This is a genomic window from Micromonospora rifamycinica (assembly GCF_900090265.1).
GTDB lineage: Bacteria > Actinomycetota > Actinomycetes > Mycobacteriales > Micromonosporaceae > Micromonospora > Micromonospora rifamycinica.
In genome coordinates this window covers 2,351,270-2,367,412 of the sequence record NZ_LT607752.1, presented here as the reverse complement: position 1 = coordinate 2,367,412, position 16,143 = coordinate 2,351,270, and the positions used below count along the sequence as shown (strand labels likewise).

The window sequence follows — 16,143 nt, the reverse complement described above, 5'->3', positions numbered from 1 at the left end:
GTGGACGATGGGCCGTGCGGATTCTCGTGGTGGGCGGCAGCGGTCTGATCGGTACCCGGGTGGTCGACGTGCTGCGCGGGCGGGGGCACGCGGTGACCTCGGTCGCCCGTACCGCCCGGCCGGGCGTCGACCACCTGCTCGACCTGGAGTCCGCCGCGATCGACGACCTCCGGCCGCTGCTCGCCGGCCACGACGGTGTGGTCCTGGCCACCCGGGCGGACGAACAGCGGGTGTTGCCCAGGCCGGCCTACCCGGCCCTGCGCCGGGAACTCGTCGAGCCGGTGGTGCGCCTGTTCACCGCCGCCCGTCACGAGGGGCTCACCCGGGGGGTCGTCATGGGCTCGTACTACACCCACTTCGACCGGCTGCATCCACAGTGGCGACTCACGGCACACCACGCGTACGTCAGGTGCCGGCGGGATCAGGCCGGGGAGGGGCGGGCCGCCGCCGGCCCGGGGCTGCCGGTCGCCGTGCTGGAGCTACCGTTCGTCTTCGGCCGGGCCGGCGACCGGCTGCCCAACTGGGCCGGTCCGCTGGACCGGTGGGCGCGGTCCCGGGCACCCCTGGTCGTCCCCGTCGGCGGGACCGCCACCGCCTCGGTGGACAGCGTCGCCGACATCACGGCCGACGCGCTCGAACAGGCCCGTGGTGGGGACGTTCCGGTCGCCGACGAGAACCTGAGCTGGGCGGAGATGATGACCCGGATCGCGGGGTCGGTCGGCCGTCCGCGCCGGGTCGGTCGGCTGCCCGCCGCGGCGGTACGGGCCCCGCTGCGCTGCGGCGGTCTGCTGCACGCTCTCGCGGGCCGGGAGGCCGGGATCAACCCCGCCCACCTCGCCGACCTCCTGCTCGCCGAGCTGTTCCTCACCCCGACCACCGGCCGGTCCCTGGACCCGGCGCTGCGCGACACCTTCGCCGAGCCCGTACCGTCGGCCGGCGGAACCCCCGCATGACCGCCGCCCCGCCCCGCTCGCCACTGCGCAGTCTCGTCGGGCTCGCGGCGGTGTCCCTGACGATCGCGGCGGTCGTCGTCATCGCCCCGGACCCACCGGCGGAGTCCGCAGGTGGCTGGCAGCCGCCCTCCGGCTATGTCGACGCCGAGAGGGTCACCCTGGACGATGGTCGTACGCTGCGGCTCTGGGCCGGACCGTCGGGTAGCTACGTGGAGAGTCTCGACGCCGGGCGTTCCACGGCGGCGGTCGGCACCAGCGGCGGCGGACCGGAGTACGCGATCAGCGAGATCCTGGGTGGTCTGCTGGGCTACCTGCCCCTTCGGGAGGCGCGGACGGTCCTGGTCGGGTCGTCGTCTGTCCGGGCGGACGTCCACGCCCAGCGGTTCCTGGTCGCCGCCACCGCTGTCGACGTCGCCGACGGGCGGGTCCGGCTGACCGTGCTGGACGGGACGGGCCGGACGCTCGCCCGCGCGACCGTGGAGATCACCGGACGCGGCTGACGCAGGTGGGTCCGGCCCCGCCTCCGATGCCGTCCGGGGGTGGGGTCCGCCCCGGGGCAGGCCCGTCCGCCGGACCGTAGCGGCGACGCGCCGCGCGGGTCGTGACCGCGGCGGCGCGTCGCCGAGATGCGCTGTGCCCGCTCGTCGGGCCGGTGGTGGCGGGTGTCGGCGGCACGCTACGGGTCAGCCGCGGCTCCACCGTTGACCGGCGGCGCCGTTGCAGTCCCAGATCTGGGTACGGGTGCCGTTGGCCGTGCCGTTGCCCACCAGGTCCAGGCAGCGGCCCGAGCCGACCGCGGTGACGGTCCCGTCGGCGTTGAAGCGCCATTTCTGGTTGGACTGGCCGTTGCAGTCCCAGATGATCACCGAGGTGCCGTTGGCGGTGCCGGCGTTGTTGACGTCCAGACACTTGGTGCCGTAGACCCGCAGCTCCTGGCTGCTGGTCGAGGTCCACGACTGGTTGGCCTGGCCGTGACAGTCCCAGACGATGGCCGCGGCGCCGTTGGTCTGCGTCGCGCCGTTGACGTCCAGGCACCGGCCGGCGGAGACGTTGCGGACCGCGGTCGTCGTGCTCGGCGGGGGAGTGGTCGGCGGTGGGGTGGTCGGGGGCGGCGTCGTCGGGGGTGGGGTGGTCGGCGGGGGAGTGCCGCCGCCGGTCACCAGGAACATCGCCGCGCCGTGCGCCGGCACCGAGGCGCTGATCGTGCCGGTCGACGTCGCGGTGCTGTGCGCCCACAGGTCCCGTACCGCGTACGACGAGGCGCTGCCGAGGCCGAGCGCGCTGGCCGTGGTGGAGACGGTGGCCGTGCCGCCACCCCGGTTGAGCAGCACCGTGGCCACCCCGCCCGAGGACATCGGCTTGCGCCAGACCTCCAGGTCACCGCTGTCGCTGATCTTGTAGCCCTGCCGGCCACCCCAGTCCTGGTTGACCGCGATGACCTCGGTGTTGGTCAGGATGGTCCGGGTGGCCGCCGACATGGTGCGCAGGTCGTTGCCGGCCAGCAGCGGGGCGTTCAGCAGCGCCCAGAGGCTGAAGTGGGCGCGGGACTCGGTCTCGGTGGGGCCGTTGCCGACCTCCAGCATGTCCGGGTCGTTCCACGCGCCGGGTCGGGCGTACGAGTCCTTGCCGACCTGCTGGTCGAGGATGCCCATGATGGAGTTCCAGTTGCCGCCGATGTCCCCGGTGTTGCGCCAGGAGTTGCCCACCGCCGCGCCCCAGGTCCAGACGCTCTCCTGGCCCCAGTTACACAGGCTGTAGAGGATGTTGCGGCCGGTGGCCGCCAGGGCGTCCCGCATCGCGGTGTAGCGCTGTTGCCCGCTGCGACCGAGGTGGTCACCGCAGTTGTCGTACTTGAGGTAGTCGACGCCCCAGGACGCCCAGAGGTTGGCGTCGCGCTGCTCGTAGTTGATGCTGGCCGGGTAGCCGGCGCAGGTGGTCGTCCCGGCCGACGAGTAGATGCCCAGCTTGAGGCCCTTGCCGTGGACGTAGTCGGCGAGCGCCTTCATGCCGCTGGGGAACTTCGCCGGGTCGGCGACCAGGTCGCCGCTGGCGTTGCGCTGCTTGGTCGACCAGCAGTCGTCGATGTTGACGTACTCGTAGCCGGCGGCGGCCATCCCGCTGGAGACCAGTGTGTCGGCGGTCTGCCGGATCAGCGTCTCGTTGACGTTGCAGCCGAACGAGTTCCAGTCGTTCCAGCCCATCTGCGGGGTGCGGGCCAGGCCGTTCTCCAGCGCCTGCGCGGGTGGGGCGCTGCCGAGCAGCACGGTGCCGGTGACCACCGCGGTGCCCAGGGTCGCCGCGAGCAGTACCGGGGACAGCAGGGCGACTCTCCGTCTGAGCATGTGCACGCTCCTCGCCGGGGTGCAGGACACGTATTGAATTGACGAACGTCAACGTAATTCGTCTGACATGTGACGTCAATACGCGCCCGCCGACCGTACCCGGGGCCGCCCTCGCCCGGGCCGTACCGCCCGCCGTCCGGGGCAGGTCACCGGACGTCCGGGCTGCACACCTTCCAGTCGCCGTCCTGCCGCTCGACGTTCAGCCCCACCGTCCGGGGTGCCTGGTCCGAATAGGTGACCTCGGCGGTCACCCACCGCAGGGTCGGTCCCTCGCTCAGGCGCCTGACCGTCACGTCGGTGATCCGGAACCCGGTCACCCCGTACCCGGCCGCAGGACGGTCCAGCCAGTCCGCCCGCGACTCGCGGCGTCGGTCGGCCGCACACAACATGTCGTACGCGCCGTTGTCGTCATGCCTGACCACGGCGGACAGGTAGGCGTCGGCGGCGGCGCGGATGCCGGGCTCCTCCCTCGCGTCCTTGTGGGAGAGGTAGAAGCCGGCGGTGGGGGTGCCACAGCAGAGCAGCACGCCGACGCCGACGATGACGACGACGAAACCCCGGGCGGAGAGTTCCTTCTCGGCGGCCACCACACCGACGGTACGGGCTGCCGACAAGCTGGCTGCCGACGGCTCGGGCTGCCGACAAGCTGGCTGCCGACGGTACGGGCTGCCGGCGAACTGGCCGGCGGACCGGCCGCGACGGGTGTCCACCGCGCACCGCGGTGGACGCCCGTCGACAGCCCGCGGTCAGGCGACCGAGGCGGGGAACCGTTCCCAGACGCGGTGTGCGGCCAGCAGGGCCTGCGCGTCGGCGAGCACGTCGGCCGGCGAGTCACCGGCCACCACGCCCGCAGCGCCGACCACACCGGCCAGCTCCAGCACCCGCACGCCGTCACCCCAGGCGCCGATCACCTTGGCGTGCCGCCAGCACTCCTGCACCAGCAGCAGCACCCGGGGATCCACGACGGTGGCGTCCGCCGCGCCGGCCTTGGCGTCCCGGGCCGGCCGCGCGTCCGGCGCGGGAGCGGGCGCCCCGGCCAGCAGCAACAGGTCCAGTTCGACCGAGCGGCCGGTGGCGAAGGTCCGCTGCACGGTCAGGCCGTCCACCGTGCCGCCGTGCGCGGCGATCACCAGCGGCACCATGCCGGCGGCGGACACCTCCCGGCACACCCGCGATACGCCGTCCGCGTCGGCTCCGGCGTCGACCACGATGCCGACCGTCCGGCCGTCGGCCGGCCAGGTGCGGCCGACCTGGGACAACGCCGGGCTGGGCGTGACGTCGGCCAGCGGCACGGTCGGCTCCGGCGTCGGCAGCCCCAGACCGGTGGCCACCTCGGCGCAGAGCACCGGGTCGATGTTGGCCAGGCACTGCAGCTGCCGTTCCCGGATCGCCTGGTGGTAGCACTTGCCCAGCTCGAAGGTGTAGGCCCGGACGATGTGTTCCCGCTCCACCGGCGACATGCTCAGCCAGAACAGCCGGGCCTGGCTGAAGTGGTCGTCGAAGGAGGCCGGGTTGGCCCGGACCTTCGGGGCCTCGGCCACGGTCACCGGCACGTCGAGGAACGCGTTCTCGGCGTCCCCGGCCGGGAACGGGTTGCCCCCGTCGAGCGAGTTCGGCCGGTAGGGCGCGACCCCGGCGTGCACCGCGTGCTGGTGGAACCCGTCGCGGAGCATGTCGTTGACCGGCGCGTGCGGCCGGTTGATCGGGATCTGCGCGAAGTTCGGCCCGCCCAGCCGGGTGAGCTGGGTGTCGACGTACGAGAAGAGCCGGCCCTGCAGCAGCGGGTCGTTGGTGACGTCGATGCCCGGTACCAGGTGACCGAGGTGGAAGGCGACCTGCTCGGTCTCGGCGAAGAAGTTCGTCGGCGTCCGGTTGAGCACCAGCTTCCCGACCGGCTGCACCGGGGCCAGCTCCTCCGGGACGATCTTGGTGGGGTCGAGCAGATCGATGCCGGCGAAGGTCTCCTCCGGGGTGTCCGGGAAGACCTGGAGGCCGAGCTCCCACTCCGGGTACGCGCCGGCCTCGATGGCGTCGTAGAGGTCACGCCGGTGGAAGTCGGGGTCCATGCCGGCGAGCAGCTGCGCCTCCTCCCACTCCAGCGAGTGCACGCCCAGCTTCGGCTTCCAGTGGAACTTGGCCAGCACCGTCGCCCCGGCCTCGTTCACCAGCCGGAAGGTGTGCACCCCGAAACCCTCCATGGTCCGGTACGAGCGCGGGATGCCCCGGTCGGACATGTTCCACATCGTGTGGTGCTGCGCCTCGGTGTGCAGCGAGACGAAGTCCCAGAAGGTGTCGTGGGCGCTCTGCGCCTGCGGGATCTCCCGGTCCGGATGCGGCTTGCCGGCGTGGATGATGTCCGGGAACTTGATCGCGTCCTGGATGAAGAAGACCGGCATGTTGTTGCCGACCAGGTCGAAGGTGCCCTCATCGGTGTAGAACTTGGTGGCGAAGCCCCGGGTGTCCCGCACCGTGTCGGCCGAACCCCGGGAGCCCAGCACGGTGGAGAACCGGACGAACACCGGCGTCTCCTTCCCCTTGCGCAGGAAACCGGCCCGGGTGACCTCCTGCGCGCCGTACCCGGTGAAGACACCGTGCGCGCCCGCGCCCCGGGCGTGCACCACCCGCTCGGGGATGCGCTCGTGGTCGAAGTGGGTGATCTTCTCGCGGAAGTGGTGGTCCTGGAGCAGCGTCGGGCCGCGCGCCCCGGCCTTCAGCGAGTGGTCGGTGTCGCGCAGCCTGGCCCCCTGCGAGGTGGTCAGGAACGCGCCCTGCTGGCCGTTGGCGACGGCCGGCGCCCCGGTGACCGCACCGGTCGGGGTGCGCGTCTCGGGTGCGCCCTGCTCCCGCTTGGGCGGCAGCGGGTCGTGCGGGGTGGTGGGCTCGTCGACGGTGGGCGGCGCGCTGCCCGGTGCGCCGGGCACCTCGGGGGCCATCAGGTGGGAGACCTTCTCGGCTGCGGCGTCCACCACGTCCTTGACGACCTCGGTCGGCTTGCGGGATTCCATCTGGGTGGCACCTCTTCGTGGAGCGGGGAACGGGTGTTCTTCCCCTACCCGGGCAACCCGGAGCAAAACACGCCGATGGTCGCTACCTACGGTGAGATCAGCGCAGGGCGCGCAGGGTGACGGCGGTGACCGCACCGTACGCCAGGTGCGGGACCAGATCGGTGATCCAGTCGGTGGCCGACCAGGTCCGTGGATCGGTGACCCGCAGGACGGTCAGCGGGCCGTTGGATCCGATCATCGCCAGGCCGGTCAGCGCCAGGACGGACACGCCCAGCGGCAGCTGGCGGCCACCCGCCGCCGCATAACCGGCCGCGGCGGCCACCGAGGTGGCGTAGCCGAGCAGCGGCCCGAGCCCGGACCGCCGGTTGGTGGCGGTCCGCTGGTCGCCGAGGTCGACGTGGGCCAGTTCGGCCAGCCGGCCGGCGCTGTCCTCGGCGGCGCTGCTGGCCGGTCGGGCCCGGATCGCCATGTCGAGGTAGGTGACGGCGTTGAGGGCGGACGCACCGGCCGCGCCGGCGATCAGGGCTCTGCTGGTCGGCGTCATTGCCGCCGGATACCCGTCGACACGGCGCTGACACCCCGGGCGCCCGCCCCGCCGCCCCGGGGCGGGCGCCCGCCGCCCGGGCGCCCGCCGGTCAGGAGACCGCTGCCGTCACCAGCTCGCGGACCCGCTTCTCCACCGCCGGGCTCCAGGCGCGCAGCGCGTACGACACCGGCCACAGGTCGCCGTCGTCGAGGTGGGCCGCCTCCTGGAAACCCAGGGTCGAGTACCGGTAGTTGAACTTGCCGGCGTCCTGGAAGAAGACGACGACCTTGCCGTCCTCGTTCGCGTACGCCGGCATCCCGTACCAGGTCTTCGGGGACAGCTGCGGGGCGGCCGCGGTGACCGTCAGGTGCACCCGTTCGGCGAGCACCCGGTCCGCCGGGGCCATCTGGGCGATCCGGTCCAGCACCGCCTGCATCCCGTCGGCCTTCTTGGCTCCCTTCTTCCCCTCGGCGCGCAACTCGGCGGCGCGTTCCCGCATCGCGGCGCGCTCCTCGGCGCTGAACCCGTCGGTTCCGGTGGTCGACTCGGCGGTGTCGCCGCCGGACGCGGTGGTCGAACTCTTCGTGGACACGCGTGCTCCCTCACTGGGTGGACGAGGCGCGGCGTCCTGCCGGCCACCGGATACAGGCTATGACCAGGTGACAGCGTTGGCTTCTCGATTCCTGACCGGCCGGGGCCGGCCGGTCACAGATCCTCGATCCGGTGGGTGGACGTGCCGGCGGTGTGGTGCACCAGCACGGTGATGCTGCCGATCTCGCCACCCTCCGGGCCCGGCCACCACGCGGCCCACCAGCCACCCCTGGTGCTGGTCCGGACGGTCCTGCCGTCGGCGAGGACCAGGTCGACGCCGGTCACCGACGGACCGACCAGGCCGACGACGTTCGAGTACTGGTCATCACCGTCACCGACCGAACTGCGCGTCTCCACGTTGACGGTGCCGGCGGCGGGCGGCGGCAGGGGACCGTCCGTCAACGCCATCGCGGCGGGCCGATCCCCGTCCACGCTCATGCACTCGATCACACCCGCGCCACGCCGCTGAATCAGCAGGGTGGCCACCCCGCGCTGTTCGGCCAGGAGCACGTCGGACGGGCTGACCGGCGCCGACGGGTCGCTGCCCACCCCGCTCTCGGCGCACCGACGGGCCTGCGGCATGACCTGCTCGCCGGTGAGCGAACCGGGCACCGGGGTCCAGGAGGCGAGGGCCCGGTCCATGGATCCCGGCAGCAGCGACGGGAGCGTGACCGCCCCGACCACCGCAGCCGCCCCGGCGGCGACCAGGCCGACCGCCCACCGCCGGGTCGTCGGCCGGCGGGCCGGCGTGGTGTGGGCGGTCGTCCCGCCCTCGACGATCCGGTCGACGAGCGCGTTCGCCCGCGCCCACTCGGCCGGAGTCGGCTCGTGTCCACCGGCCGGGTCGAGCACGGCGAGCTGTTCCAGATCCTTCATGACTGCTGCTCCTTGAGAACGGTGAGGGCGTGCGGGCGGACGGCGGCGGGTTCGAGCGCGGCGCGGAGGCGTTCCCGGGCCCGGCTCAGCCGCATGGCGAACGTCGAGCGGCGACACCCCAGCACGGTGGCTGCCTGTCCGGCGGTCAGTCCGTCGAACGCCACCAGCGCCAGCACCTCCCGGTCGTCGGGCCGCAGACTCCGCCAGGCCCGATCGAGGTCGATCCGGGCAGCGGCGTCGACGGTGCCGTCGCCGTACGCGGGCTCGTCCTGGGTCACCAGCCGTACGTCCAGCGCCTGCCGCCGCAGCCAGCTGCGCGTCTGGTTCGCCATCGTCCGGCGGGCCACCGCGAACAACCAGGGCCGGGCGTCCTCGGGCATGTCGTCGAGTCGACGCCAGGCGGTGAGGAAGACCGTCGACACGACGTCCTCGGCCTCGCTGGGCGGAACCCGCCGCTGGACGAACCGCAGCAGGTCGGGGTACGTCGCGGCGTGCACGCGACGGAACCGCTGCTCCCGGGCACCGTCGTCACCACTGCTCATGTCTGCCTCTCGATCGCTGTCACACCCCCTACCTGTCCGCCTCCGCCGTAACTGTCACACCGGATTCCACCGTGCCACCCGGCGGGGCGGCTGACCTGCCGGTTCGTCACGGCGGCCGACGACCGGCCCGGTGCGCCCGGTGCCGTCGGCCGGCCCGGTCGTGGACACGTCGCCGCCGATGCGTCTATGGTCTGCGCATCCTCCGCCCGTGCACGTCGTCCGAGGAGCGCCATGGGTTTCTCCGTCTCCCTCGACGAGCTGCTCGGCGACGAGGTACGACGCGATCCGTACCCGTACTACGCCCGGCTGCACGAGCTGGGGGAGGCGGCCGCGCTTCCCCCGACGGCCCCGTACGCGGCGGTGGTGCACGGCTACGACGCCGCCCACCGGGTCCTGCGGGATCCGGTCTTCCGGGTGCTCGACGCCGACCACCTGGACCGGTCCGGCCTGCGCTGGCGCGACCACCCGGTGATCCGCACCCTCCAGGCCAGCATGTTCAACGCCCCGCCCGACGAGCACGCCCGGCTGCGCCAGCTCTTCGGCCAGGCGCTGACCGCCCGCCGGGTCGCCGCGCTGGAACCGGCCATCCTGCGGATCGCCGACGGGCTGCTCGACGGGCTCGCCGAGGCGGGTGCCGACGGTCGGCCGGTCGACTTCATGGCCGCGTTCGCCCTGCCGCTGCCCAGCGCCGTCGTCGGCGAGCTGCTCGGAGTGCCGCAGCGCGACCGGGACTGGTTCCCGTCCCGGGTCCGGGCGTTCGACGCCGTGCTGGAGATCGGGCCGCGCTCGTTCCGGGAGATCCGGGCCGCCAACGCCGCCGCCGAGGAGCTGACCGGCTACTTCGCCGCCCTGGTGGCCGCCCGGCGGGCGGAACCCCGCGACGACCTCGTCTCGGCCCTCGTCCGGATCCGCGACGAGCAGCCCGACCAGCTGACCGAGGCCGAGCTGTCGGCCAACCTCATCGTCATGTACAACGCCGGGTTCCGGACCACGGCGAACCTGTTCGGCAACGGGCTGGCCCTGCTCACCGCGCGGCCCGCCGCCCTCGCCGCGCTGCGCGCCGACCCGTCGCTGGCACCGGCCTACGTGGAGGAGATCCTGCGGTACGAGCCACCGGTGCACTTCGCGGTCCGCTACGCCGCCGAGGACACCGAGATCGCCGGGGTGACCGTCGCCAAGGGACGGTCGGTGCTGGTACTGACCGGGGCGGCCAACCGCGATCCGCGCCGGTTCACCGCGCCGGACTCCTTCGACCCGTCCCGCCGGGACAACCGGCACCTGGCGTTCAGCGGCGGGCCGCACTACTGCCTCGGTGCCGCGCTCGGCCGGGCGGAGGGCCGGCTCGTCCTGCCCCGGCTGCTGGACCGGTTCCCCGGGCTGACGCTCGCCGAGGCCCCCGGCGAGCGGCGTGAACTCATGCTGCGGGGCCACGACCGGCTGCCCGTGCACGTGGTCGCCCCGCACACCGATCGGTCGGTCCGCACCGTCCGGGTGGACCTTGCGGAACCGTCTTGATTGAGTAAGGTCAATTCCGACGGAGCGGCTGCTCCGGTGGCCAGCCGGCGACGGTTCACACCGACGTCGCCCCTGGTTCCCGGCCGCGTCCCCGGCCACCGCCACGCCTTCCGCGTCCCCACCGGCCGCCGGGTCCGCCGACGCCGATCTCCGGAAAGGAAACAACGGACATGACCGATGAGATCCGCGCGTTCCTCTTCGCCGCGCTGACCGAGATGAAGTACGACATCTCCGACGCCGACGACGACACCGTGTTCGGTCCGGCCGGTCTCGACGTGGACTCGCTCGGCCTCGCCGAGTTGGCGGTGCGGGTGGAGGACCGGTTCGGGGTGACCTTCGACGACGACGAGGCGGAGGCGCTGTCCATGATGACCGTCGGCGAGTTCTGCCGCACGGTGTCACTGCGGATCCAGCCCGCCTCGGCGCACTGAGCATGCCCGCCACGTCCTCCCGCGTCGTCCGCCCGGTGGGTCACCGGCGTGGCTCGCCGGTGCGGCGGGTCGACGGGACCGGACGGGAGGGACACCCGTGCCCGCCGGCGTGACGGTGACCGGGATCGGGCTGGTGAGCCCCGTCGGCTCCCGGGCCGCCGAGGTGTTCGACGCGGTCTGCGAGGGCCGGTCCGGCCTGACCCGACCCGCCGAGGGGCACCCCGTGCACGGCGTCGTCGACGTCGCGGCGTTCAGCCCGGCCATCGACCCGGCGAGCGTGCTGCCCGGCCCCGAGTCCCGGGTGGCGGACCGCTCGATCGTGATGGCCCTGCGGGCGGCCGGGGACGCGCTGGCCGACGCCGGTATCGAGGTGGGCCGGGACGTCGACCCGTACCGGGTCGCCGTGATCGTCTCCGGCGTCGGCGGGCTGTCCACGCTGGCCGACCAGGTGCTCGCGCGGGCTGAGCGGGGCCGGTTCGGGGTCAGCCCGTACATGCTGCCCGGGACGCTGCCCAACATGGGCGCGGCCCGGATCGCCATCCGGTACGGCATCCGGGGCTACACCTCGTCGATCGGGACCGCCTGCGCGGCCGGCGCCCAGTCGATCGGCGAGGCGGTGCGGATCCTCCGCGCCGACGAAGCCGACGTGGTGCTCTGCGGATGCAGCGAGGCACCCCTCTTCCCGACCTTCGTCGACGCGTTCGGCAACGCCCGCGCGCTCGCCCGCGGCTGGTCCGACCCGACCGCCGCGAGCCGCCCGTTCGACCGCCGCCGCAACGGCCTCGTCCTCGGCGAGGGCGCCGGGGTGTTCGTGCTGGAACGCACCGCACACGCGGTGGCGCGCGGCGCCCGGCGGCACGCCGACCTGCTCGGGTGGGGCGCGAACAACGACGCCTACCATCCCACCACCCCCCGCCCCGACGGTTCCGGCGCCGCGCACTGCATGCGGACGGCGCTGCGCGACGCCGGGCTGCGCCCCGACGACATCGGGTACCTCAACGCCCACGGCACGAGCACCAAGGCCGGCGACGCGGCCGAGGTGGCCGCGCTGCGGGACGTCTATGGTGCGGCCACCCCGCCGGTGAGTTCCACCAAGGGGGTGACCGGGCACGTGCTCGGCGTCTCCGGGGTGATCGAGGCGGCCATCGGCGTCGAGGCGCTGCGGCGCGGCGTGCTGCCGCCGACCCACAACCTCGACGAACCGGACCCGGCCGACGAGATCGACCACATCCGCAAGCAGCCCCGGACCACCGCGGTGGCCACCGTGATGTCCAACTCCTTCGGCTTCGGCGGCCACAACGTCAGCCTGATCCTCGGCCACCCGGGGGCGTGACCGGCCGCCGGCACCACGCTGGCGGCCACCCGACAGCGGCGTGTCGGACGGCTCAGCGCACCGTCAACAGGGGGCGCGTCGGACGGCTCAGCGCACCGTCAACAGGGTCGCGCCGTCGTGGACGCCGACCGTGACGGTGAAGTGCCGGTGCAGCATGTCGACCAGGTAGTCGAGATCCGCCATGAAGGGCACCGGCAGCATCGCCCGCTGGTCCACCGGGACGTGGGTGGCGACCAGTTCGATCCGGTCGGCCTTGAGCAGCCCCCGGGTCAGGAAGGCCGGCAGATCCTCCGGGAGGAGAAAGCGCCACAGGTCGACGTTGACGATCAGATCCAGCGCACCGGCCCGGAACTGCTGGAGCACGGTGCCGAGCAGGTGCGAGTTGGTCGGGCCGGGCGGTGCGTCGTGGTCGAAGGTGTGCGAGCCGGACCCCAGTTCCAGGGCGGACACCCCGTTGCCGATCACCAGCGCCGTGCCGGTGGCCAGCTCCGCCCGCAGCGCGTCCGGCAGCGCGTCCGGCCGCCCCAACCCGTTGCGCCGGTACGCCTCGATCGCCTCGCCGTAGAGCCGGATCCGGCCCAGGTGCCGGCCGAACGTGTTGATCGCGTACAGCACCTCGACGTCGTAGCGCAGGTGCTTGCGCAGCATGTGCTTCATGTTGTCCATCGAGGCCATGCCGTTGGAGGTCTTGCGGAAGTGCGGCAGATGGTAGGAGAGCGCCTCGACGTCCAGCCGGAACAGGTCGGGCCGGGCCCCGTGCAGGTGGAAGACCCGGTAGAAGAAGTCCAGGTCCTCGAACCCCCACTTGACCATCGCCTCGTCGAAGCCGGCCACCCGCAGGAACGACTCCCGGTCCACCGACGCGTTGTGGGTCAGCCCGAGCACCCAGGGCGCGCTGGGGAAATCCTTGATCCGCTGCGGATGGGCGATGTCCTCCAGCCGGGGGTCGCCCCGCTCGGCGTCCAGCATCAGCGGGTCGATCGGCTCACCCCGGCGCAGGGCGTCCGCACCGGCCCAGTCGAGGTCGTAGCGCTGCCCCAGCAGGACCCCGGGCCGCCCGTCGAGGGCCGCGTGGTAGGCCCGGTGCCGGGCCAGCAGGCCGGGGTGCGCCACCGTGTCGGCGTCCAGGAACAGCAGGGTGTCGGCGGTGGCGCGGGCCGCCGCCGCGTTGCGGTTGGCGCTGCGGCCCCGGTTGGTGTCGCTGCGCACGCAACTGATCCGCAGCCGGTCGGCGTAGCGCTCGACGACCGGGGCCAGCGGGACGGCCGAGCCGTCGTCGCCGACGACGACCTCGAACTCCTCCGCCGGCAGGCTCTGCCGGGTCAGCGACGCCAGTGTGGTGTCGAGCACCGAACCGTTGTCGTGGGCGGGGATCACCACGCTCAGGCGGGGCCGGTCCATGGTCGGCATGGGACTCCTTCGGAAACGCCGGCCAGGCCCCGGTCGCGGGCCGTCAGCGGGGGGTGCTGTGCTCGGTGATGTAGTCGGCCAGGTCGCCGACCGTGGTCATCCGGTCCTCGTCGAGGTCCTCCACGTCGATCTGGATCTCCAGCTCGTCCTCCAGCTCGAGCAGCAGCTCCAGCGCGAGGGAGGAGCTGAGGCCCAGCTCGTCCATGAGCTGGGTCCGCTCGGTGACCGGGGCCTCGGGTTTGAGCATCCGGGTCAGCAGCGTGGTCATGCGGTCGACGACCTGCGCGCGTAGCCGCGGCGGGGCGGCCGTGTCGGACTCTGTCACTGGACCCTGCGCTCCACCATGGAGTCATCAGAGCAAACGGGATCGGAGGGTGTCAACGGGTGCGGCGATCTTCGTCCGCGGTGCCCGGTGCACGTCACCCGCCGAGGCCCCGGCACGACTCGACGACGTACGGCGCGTCCCCGGTCAGGGCCACCGCGATCCGGTATCCGGCCGGGGTCACCACGTCGGTCACCCGGTGTACGCCCACCGGGTCGGCGCACCGCACCAGGTCGCCCCGGTACACCGGCATCGCCAGATTGGGCCAGAGCCGACCCCCGGCCGCCTTGACCACGGCCTCCTTGCGCGCCCACAACCGGGCGAACCGGTCGGCCCGGACGGCGGCGGTGGCTCCGGAGGCGACCTGCCGCGCCTCCTCGGTGGCGAAGAACCGGTCGGCCAGACCCACCGGGTCCAGCCCCGGCGAGGGGTGCTGGATGTCGACCCCGACCGCCCGGCGACCGCCCACCGCCAGCGCGACGAGATCGGCGGAGTACGACAGGCTCGTCTGCGGTCCGCCCCCGGGATCGGCCAGCGTCGGCTTGCCGTGCCGACCCCGTGACCAGCGCAGCCGCTCAGGCGGCACGTCCAGGATCCGGCCGACCAGCAGACGTAGCGCCCCGTGCCCCACCGTGAACCGGTCCCGGGTCGCCGCGTCGGCGAGCGCCGCCGCCCGGGACCGCTCGCCGGCATCGAGCACCGCGTGGTACCGGGCCAGCTCGTCCGGGGTCACCCGGGCCGGCACGGTCCAGACCCGGACGGTGTCCCGCATGGCCGTACCCTAACGCCGCTGCCCGGTCCGCCGGCACCACGACGCTGCCGACGCCCCGGTCGTCGGCGGCGATTTGTGACGTTGACACGCGCCGATCGGCGTTGCTCTGATGGACCGATGTTCGCGGAGACCGCCGAGGCGCAGGTGCTCGTCCCGTTCGCCGGCCCGGGGGCCGGGACCGCGCCGCTGACCTGGGGTCAACTGGCGATCATGCAGGACATGCGGGAGACCGGGTGGACGCACAACGTCAGCGGCGCGCACCCGGTGCCGGCGGGGGTCACCGTGGCCCAGCTCGCGGCGCAGCTCGGCGACCTGATGAGCCGGTATCCGGCGCTGCGGATGCGGCTGGGCACCGACGACCGGGGTGAACCCTGCCAGGTGGTGTCCGCCGACGGGGAGATCGCCCTCGACGTGCTGGACGTTCCGGACGACGCCGACCCGGCCGACGTGGCGAAGTTCGCCTACGAGCTGGGCCACGCCCGGCTGCTGACCCACTACGACCTCTACCGGGACTGGTCGGTGCGGATGGCGGTGGTCCGGCACCGGGGCGTCCCGGTGCACCGGGTGCTGACCCTCGACCACCTGGTGGTCGACGGCACGGCGACCGCCCTGCTGATGGCCGACCTCGGGCTGGTCGACCTGGCGGCCCGCCGTACCCCCGACCCGCGTACCGTGGACCTGCTCGACCTCGGCCGGCGGGAGCGCACGCCACCGCTGCGCCGGGTCAGCGACCGGGCGGTCCGGCACTGGGAGACGCACCTGCGGGCCATCCCGCCGTCGACCTTCGGCGAGGTCACCAACCCGGCCGGGCGGCACGGCCGGCGGTTCTGGCACGGCCGGTTCAGCTCGCCCGCGGCCCACCTGGCGGTGCGGGCCATCGCCCGACGGACCAGGACGGACACCTCCCGGGTGCTGCTCGCGGTCATCGCGGTGGCGGTCGGCCGGGCCACCGGGGTCAGCCCGCTGACCGCCAAGCTCATCGTGGGCAACCGGTTCCGGCCCGGGTTCGCCGAGGCCATCGCCCCGCTGAGCCAGAACGGCGTGCTCACCGTGGACGCCGCCGACACCACGGTGGACGAAGTGGTGACCCGGGCCCGCCGGGCGTCGGTCGCCGCCGGGATGTACGCCTACTACGACCCGGTGCAGCTCGCCGAGACCAGCGCCCGGCTGGACGACGAGCGCGGGTATCCGGCCCGGGTGACCCTGCGGATCAACGACCGGCGGGTGGTCACCCGGCAGGCGGCCGACGACGCCGCCCGTGCCGGGGAGGTGACCCCGGAGCAGATCCGGCGGAAGGCGGTCGAGACGTTCCTGGTCTGGGACGGCACCCTGGACCACCTGCCCGAGCAGGCGTTCATCACCGTCGAGGACCACCCCGACACCATCTTCCTCCAGGTCATCTTCGACCTGGGCTGCTTCACCGAGGCCCAGGCCGAGGCGCTGCTGCGCGGGGTGGAGGAGGTGGCCGTCGAGGCGGCGTTCGACCCGACGGCCCCCACCCGGGTCACCGGCTGAGCGCCGGATC

16 protein-coding genes are annotated in these 16,143 nt (G+C 73.4%); 6 read left to right on the top strand and 10 right to left on the bottom strand.

Translation table 11 applies throughout. The annotated features are described in order from the left end of the window. Window positions 1-14: 14 nt before the first annotated feature. Entirely contained in the window at window positions 15-953 is a 939-nt protein-coding gene (locus GA0070623_RS09410) for an NAD-dependent epimerase/dehydratase family protein (protein ID WP_067311344.1), read from the top strand. Next, window positions 950-1,453 carry a hypothetical protein gene (locus GA0070623_RS09405; RefSeq protein WP_067311341.1) on the top strand — a complete coding sequence of 168 codons (504 nt, stop codon included), beginning with the start codon at window positions 950-952 and terminating at the stop codon, window positions 1,451-1,453. The genes GA0070623_RS09410 and GA0070623_RS09405 overlap by 4 nt, the downstream gene beginning before the upstream one ends. Before the next feature lie 183 nt (window positions 1,454-1,636). Here GA0070623_RS09405 and GA0070623_RS09400 read toward each other — a convergent pair whose 3' ends face one another. From GA0070623_RS09400 to GA0070623_RS09370, 7 genes are all read right to left on the bottom strand, one after another. After that, window positions 1,637-3,295 (bottom strand): lectin, encoded by a 1,659-nt coding sequence (locus tag GA0070623_RS09400; RefSeq protein ID WP_089003982.1) that lies wholly within the window; start codon window positions 3,293-3,295, stop codon window positions 1,637-1,639. A gap of 146 nt (window positions 3,296-3,441) precedes the next feature. Continuing rightward, the gene (locus GA0070623_RS09395) at window positions 3,442-3,882 is read right to left on the bottom strand and encodes an Rv0361 family membrane protein (protein ID WP_157517492.1); all 441 of its coding nucleotides are present in this window, start codon (window positions 3,880-3,882) and stop codon (window positions 3,442-3,444) included. Between the two features lie 159 nt (window positions 3,883-4,041). After that, window positions 4,042-6,300, bottom strand: a complete 2,259-nt coding sequence (locus tag GA0070623_RS09390) for a catalase (RefSeq protein WP_067305001.1) — start codon at window positions 6,298-6,300, stop codon at window positions 4,042-4,044. Window positions 6,301-6,397: 97 nt separating this feature from the next. Beyond that, window positions 6,398-6,844, bottom strand: coding sequence for a hypothetical protein (locus tag GA0070623_RS09385; protein ID WP_067305004.1), 447 nt, complete (start codon window positions 6,842-6,844; stop codon window positions 6,398-6,400). Window positions 6,845-6,935: 91 nt separating this feature from the next. Beyond that, window positions 6,936-7,325, bottom strand: a complete 390-nt coding sequence (locus tag GA0070623_RS09380) for an iron chaperone (RefSeq protein WP_067305082.1) — start codon at window positions 7,323-7,325, stop codon at window positions 6,936-6,938. Between the two features lie 206 nt (window positions 7,326-7,531). Further along, window positions 7,532-8,293: a hypothetical protein gene (locus tag GA0070623_RS09375; protein ID WP_067305007.1), complete on the bottom strand. Its 762-nt coding sequence runs from the start codon at window positions 8,291-8,293 to the stop codon at window positions 7,532-7,534. Then, a complete protein-coding gene (locus GA0070623_RS09370; RefSeq protein WP_067305011.1) occupies window positions 8,290-8,835 on the bottom strand; it encodes an RNA polymerase sigma factor in 546 nt (181 codons plus the stop codon). The genes GA0070623_RS09375 and GA0070623_RS09370 overlap by 4 nt, the downstream gene beginning before the upstream one ends. A gap of 231 nt (window positions 8,836-9,066) precedes the next feature. Here GA0070623_RS09370 and GA0070623_RS09365 point away from each other — a divergent pair, with 231 nt between their 5' ends. The 3 genes from GA0070623_RS09365 (at window position 9,067) to GA0070623_RS09355 (ending at window position 12,114) form a co-directional block, all read left to right on the top strand. After that, on the top strand, window positions 9,067-10,350 hold the full coding sequence (locus GA0070623_RS09365) for a cytochrome P450 (protein ID WP_067305014.1): 1,284 nt from the start codon (window positions 9,067-9,069) through the stop codon (window positions 10,348-10,350). 170 nt (window positions 10,351-10,520) lie between these two features. Next, a complete protein-coding gene (locus GA0070623_RS09360) occupies window positions 10,521-10,781 on the top strand; it encodes an acyl carrier protein (RefSeq protein ID WP_067305017.1) in 261 nt (86 codons plus the stop codon). Between the two features lie 97 nt (window positions 10,782-10,878). Further along, window positions 10,879-12,114 (top strand): beta-ketoacyl-[acyl-carrier-protein] synthase family protein, encoded by a 1,236-nt coding sequence (locus tag GA0070623_RS09355; RefSeq protein ID WP_231932727.1) that lies wholly within the window; start codon window positions 10,879-10,881, stop codon window positions 12,112-12,114. An 87-nt stretch (window positions 12,115-12,201) separates the two neighbouring features. Here the strand turns inward: GA0070623_RS09355 and GA0070623_RS09350 are convergent, their stop codons facing one another. The 3 genes from GA0070623_RS09350 to GA0070623_RS09340 all read right to left on the bottom strand — a co-directional run bounded on the left by GA0070623_RS09350 (window position 12,202) and on the right by GA0070623_RS09340 (window position 14,618). After that, window positions 12,202-13,524 carry a glycosyltransferase family 2 protein gene (locus GA0070623_RS09350; RefSeq protein ID WP_231932726.1) on the bottom strand — a complete coding sequence of 441 codons (1,323 nt, stop codon included), beginning with the start codon at window positions 13,522-13,524 and terminating at the stop codon, window positions 12,202-12,204. Window positions 13,525-13,567: 43 nt separating this feature from the next. Beyond that, window positions 13,568-13,849 carry a phosphopantetheine-binding protein gene (locus tag GA0070623_RS09345; RefSeq protein ID WP_231932725.1) on the bottom strand — a complete coding sequence of 94 codons (282 nt, stop codon included), beginning with the start codon at window positions 13,847-13,849 and terminating at the stop codon, window positions 13,568-13,570. 94 nt (window positions 13,850-13,943) lie between these two features. Then, window positions 13,944-14,618 (bottom strand): 4'-phosphopantetheinyl transferase family protein, encoded by a 675-nt coding sequence (locus tag GA0070623_RS09340; protein WP_067305023.1) that lies wholly within the window; start codon window positions 14,616-14,618, stop codon window positions 13,944-13,946. Window positions 14,619-14,735: 117 nt separating this feature from the next. On the opposite strand from GA0070623_RS09340, the gene GA0070623_RS09335 reads away from it, so the two are divergent. Continuing rightward, a complete protein-coding gene (locus GA0070623_RS09335) occupies window positions 14,736-16,133 on the top strand; it encodes a condensation domain-containing protein (RefSeq protein WP_067305026.1) in 1,398 nt (465 codons plus the stop codon). Window positions 16,134-16,143: the final 10 nt, after the last annotated feature.

What these genes read in the sequence shown, in the direction of transcription:
- GA0070623_RS09405 (WP_067311341.1), top strand. Translation starts at nt 950, where the DNA reads ATGACCGCCGCCCCGCCCCGCTCGCCACTGCGCAGTCTCGTCGGGCTC.
- GA0070623_RS09400 (WP_089003982.1), bottom strand. Translation starts at nt 3,295, where the DNA reads ATGCTCAGACGGAGAGTCGCCCTGCTGTCCCCGGTACTGCTCGCGGCG.
- GA0070623_RS09390 (WP_067305001.1), bottom strand. Translation starts at nt 6,300, where the DNA reads ATGGAATCCCGCAAGCCGACCGAGGTCGTCAAGGACGTGGTGGACGCC.
- GA0070623_RS09385 (WP_067305004.1), bottom strand. Translation starts at nt 6,844, where the DNA reads ATGACGCCGACCAGCAGAGCCCTGATCGCCGGCGCGGCCGGTGCGTCC.
- GA0070623_RS09380 (WP_067305082.1), bottom strand. Translation starts at nt 7,325, where the DNA reads ATGCGGGAACGCGCCGCCGAGTTGCGCGCCGAGGGGAAGAAGGGAGCC.
- GA0070623_RS09375 (WP_067305007.1), bottom strand. Translation starts at nt 8,293, where the DNA reads ATGAAGGATCTGGAACAGCTCGCCGTGCTCGACCCGGCCGGTGGACAC.
- GA0070623_RS09370 (WP_067305011.1), bottom strand. Translation starts at nt 8,835, where the DNA reads ATGAGCAGTGGTGACGACGGTGCCCGGGAGCAGCGGTTCCGTCGCGTG.
- GA0070623_RS09365 (WP_067305014.1), top strand. Translation starts at nt 9,067, where the DNA reads ATGGGTTTCTCCGTCTCCCTCGACGAGCTGCTCGGCGACGAGGTACGA.
- GA0070623_RS09360 (WP_067305017.1), top strand. Translation starts at nt 10,521, where the DNA reads ATGACCGATGAGATCCGCGCGTTCCTCTTCGCCGCGCTGACCGAGATG.
- GA0070623_RS09350 (WP_231932726.1), bottom strand. Translation starts at nt 13,524, where the DNA reads ATGCCGACCATGGACCGGCCCCGCCTGAGCGTGGTGATCCCCGCCCAC.
- GA0070623_RS09340 (WP_067305023.1), bottom strand. Translation starts at nt 14,618, where the DNA reads ATGCGGGACACCGTCCGGGTCTGGACCGTGCCGGCCCGGGTGACCCCG.
- GA0070623_RS09335 (WP_067305026.1), top strand. Translation starts at nt 14,736, where the DNA reads ATGTTCGCGGAGACCGCCGAGGCGCAGGTGCTCGTCCCGTTCGCCGGC.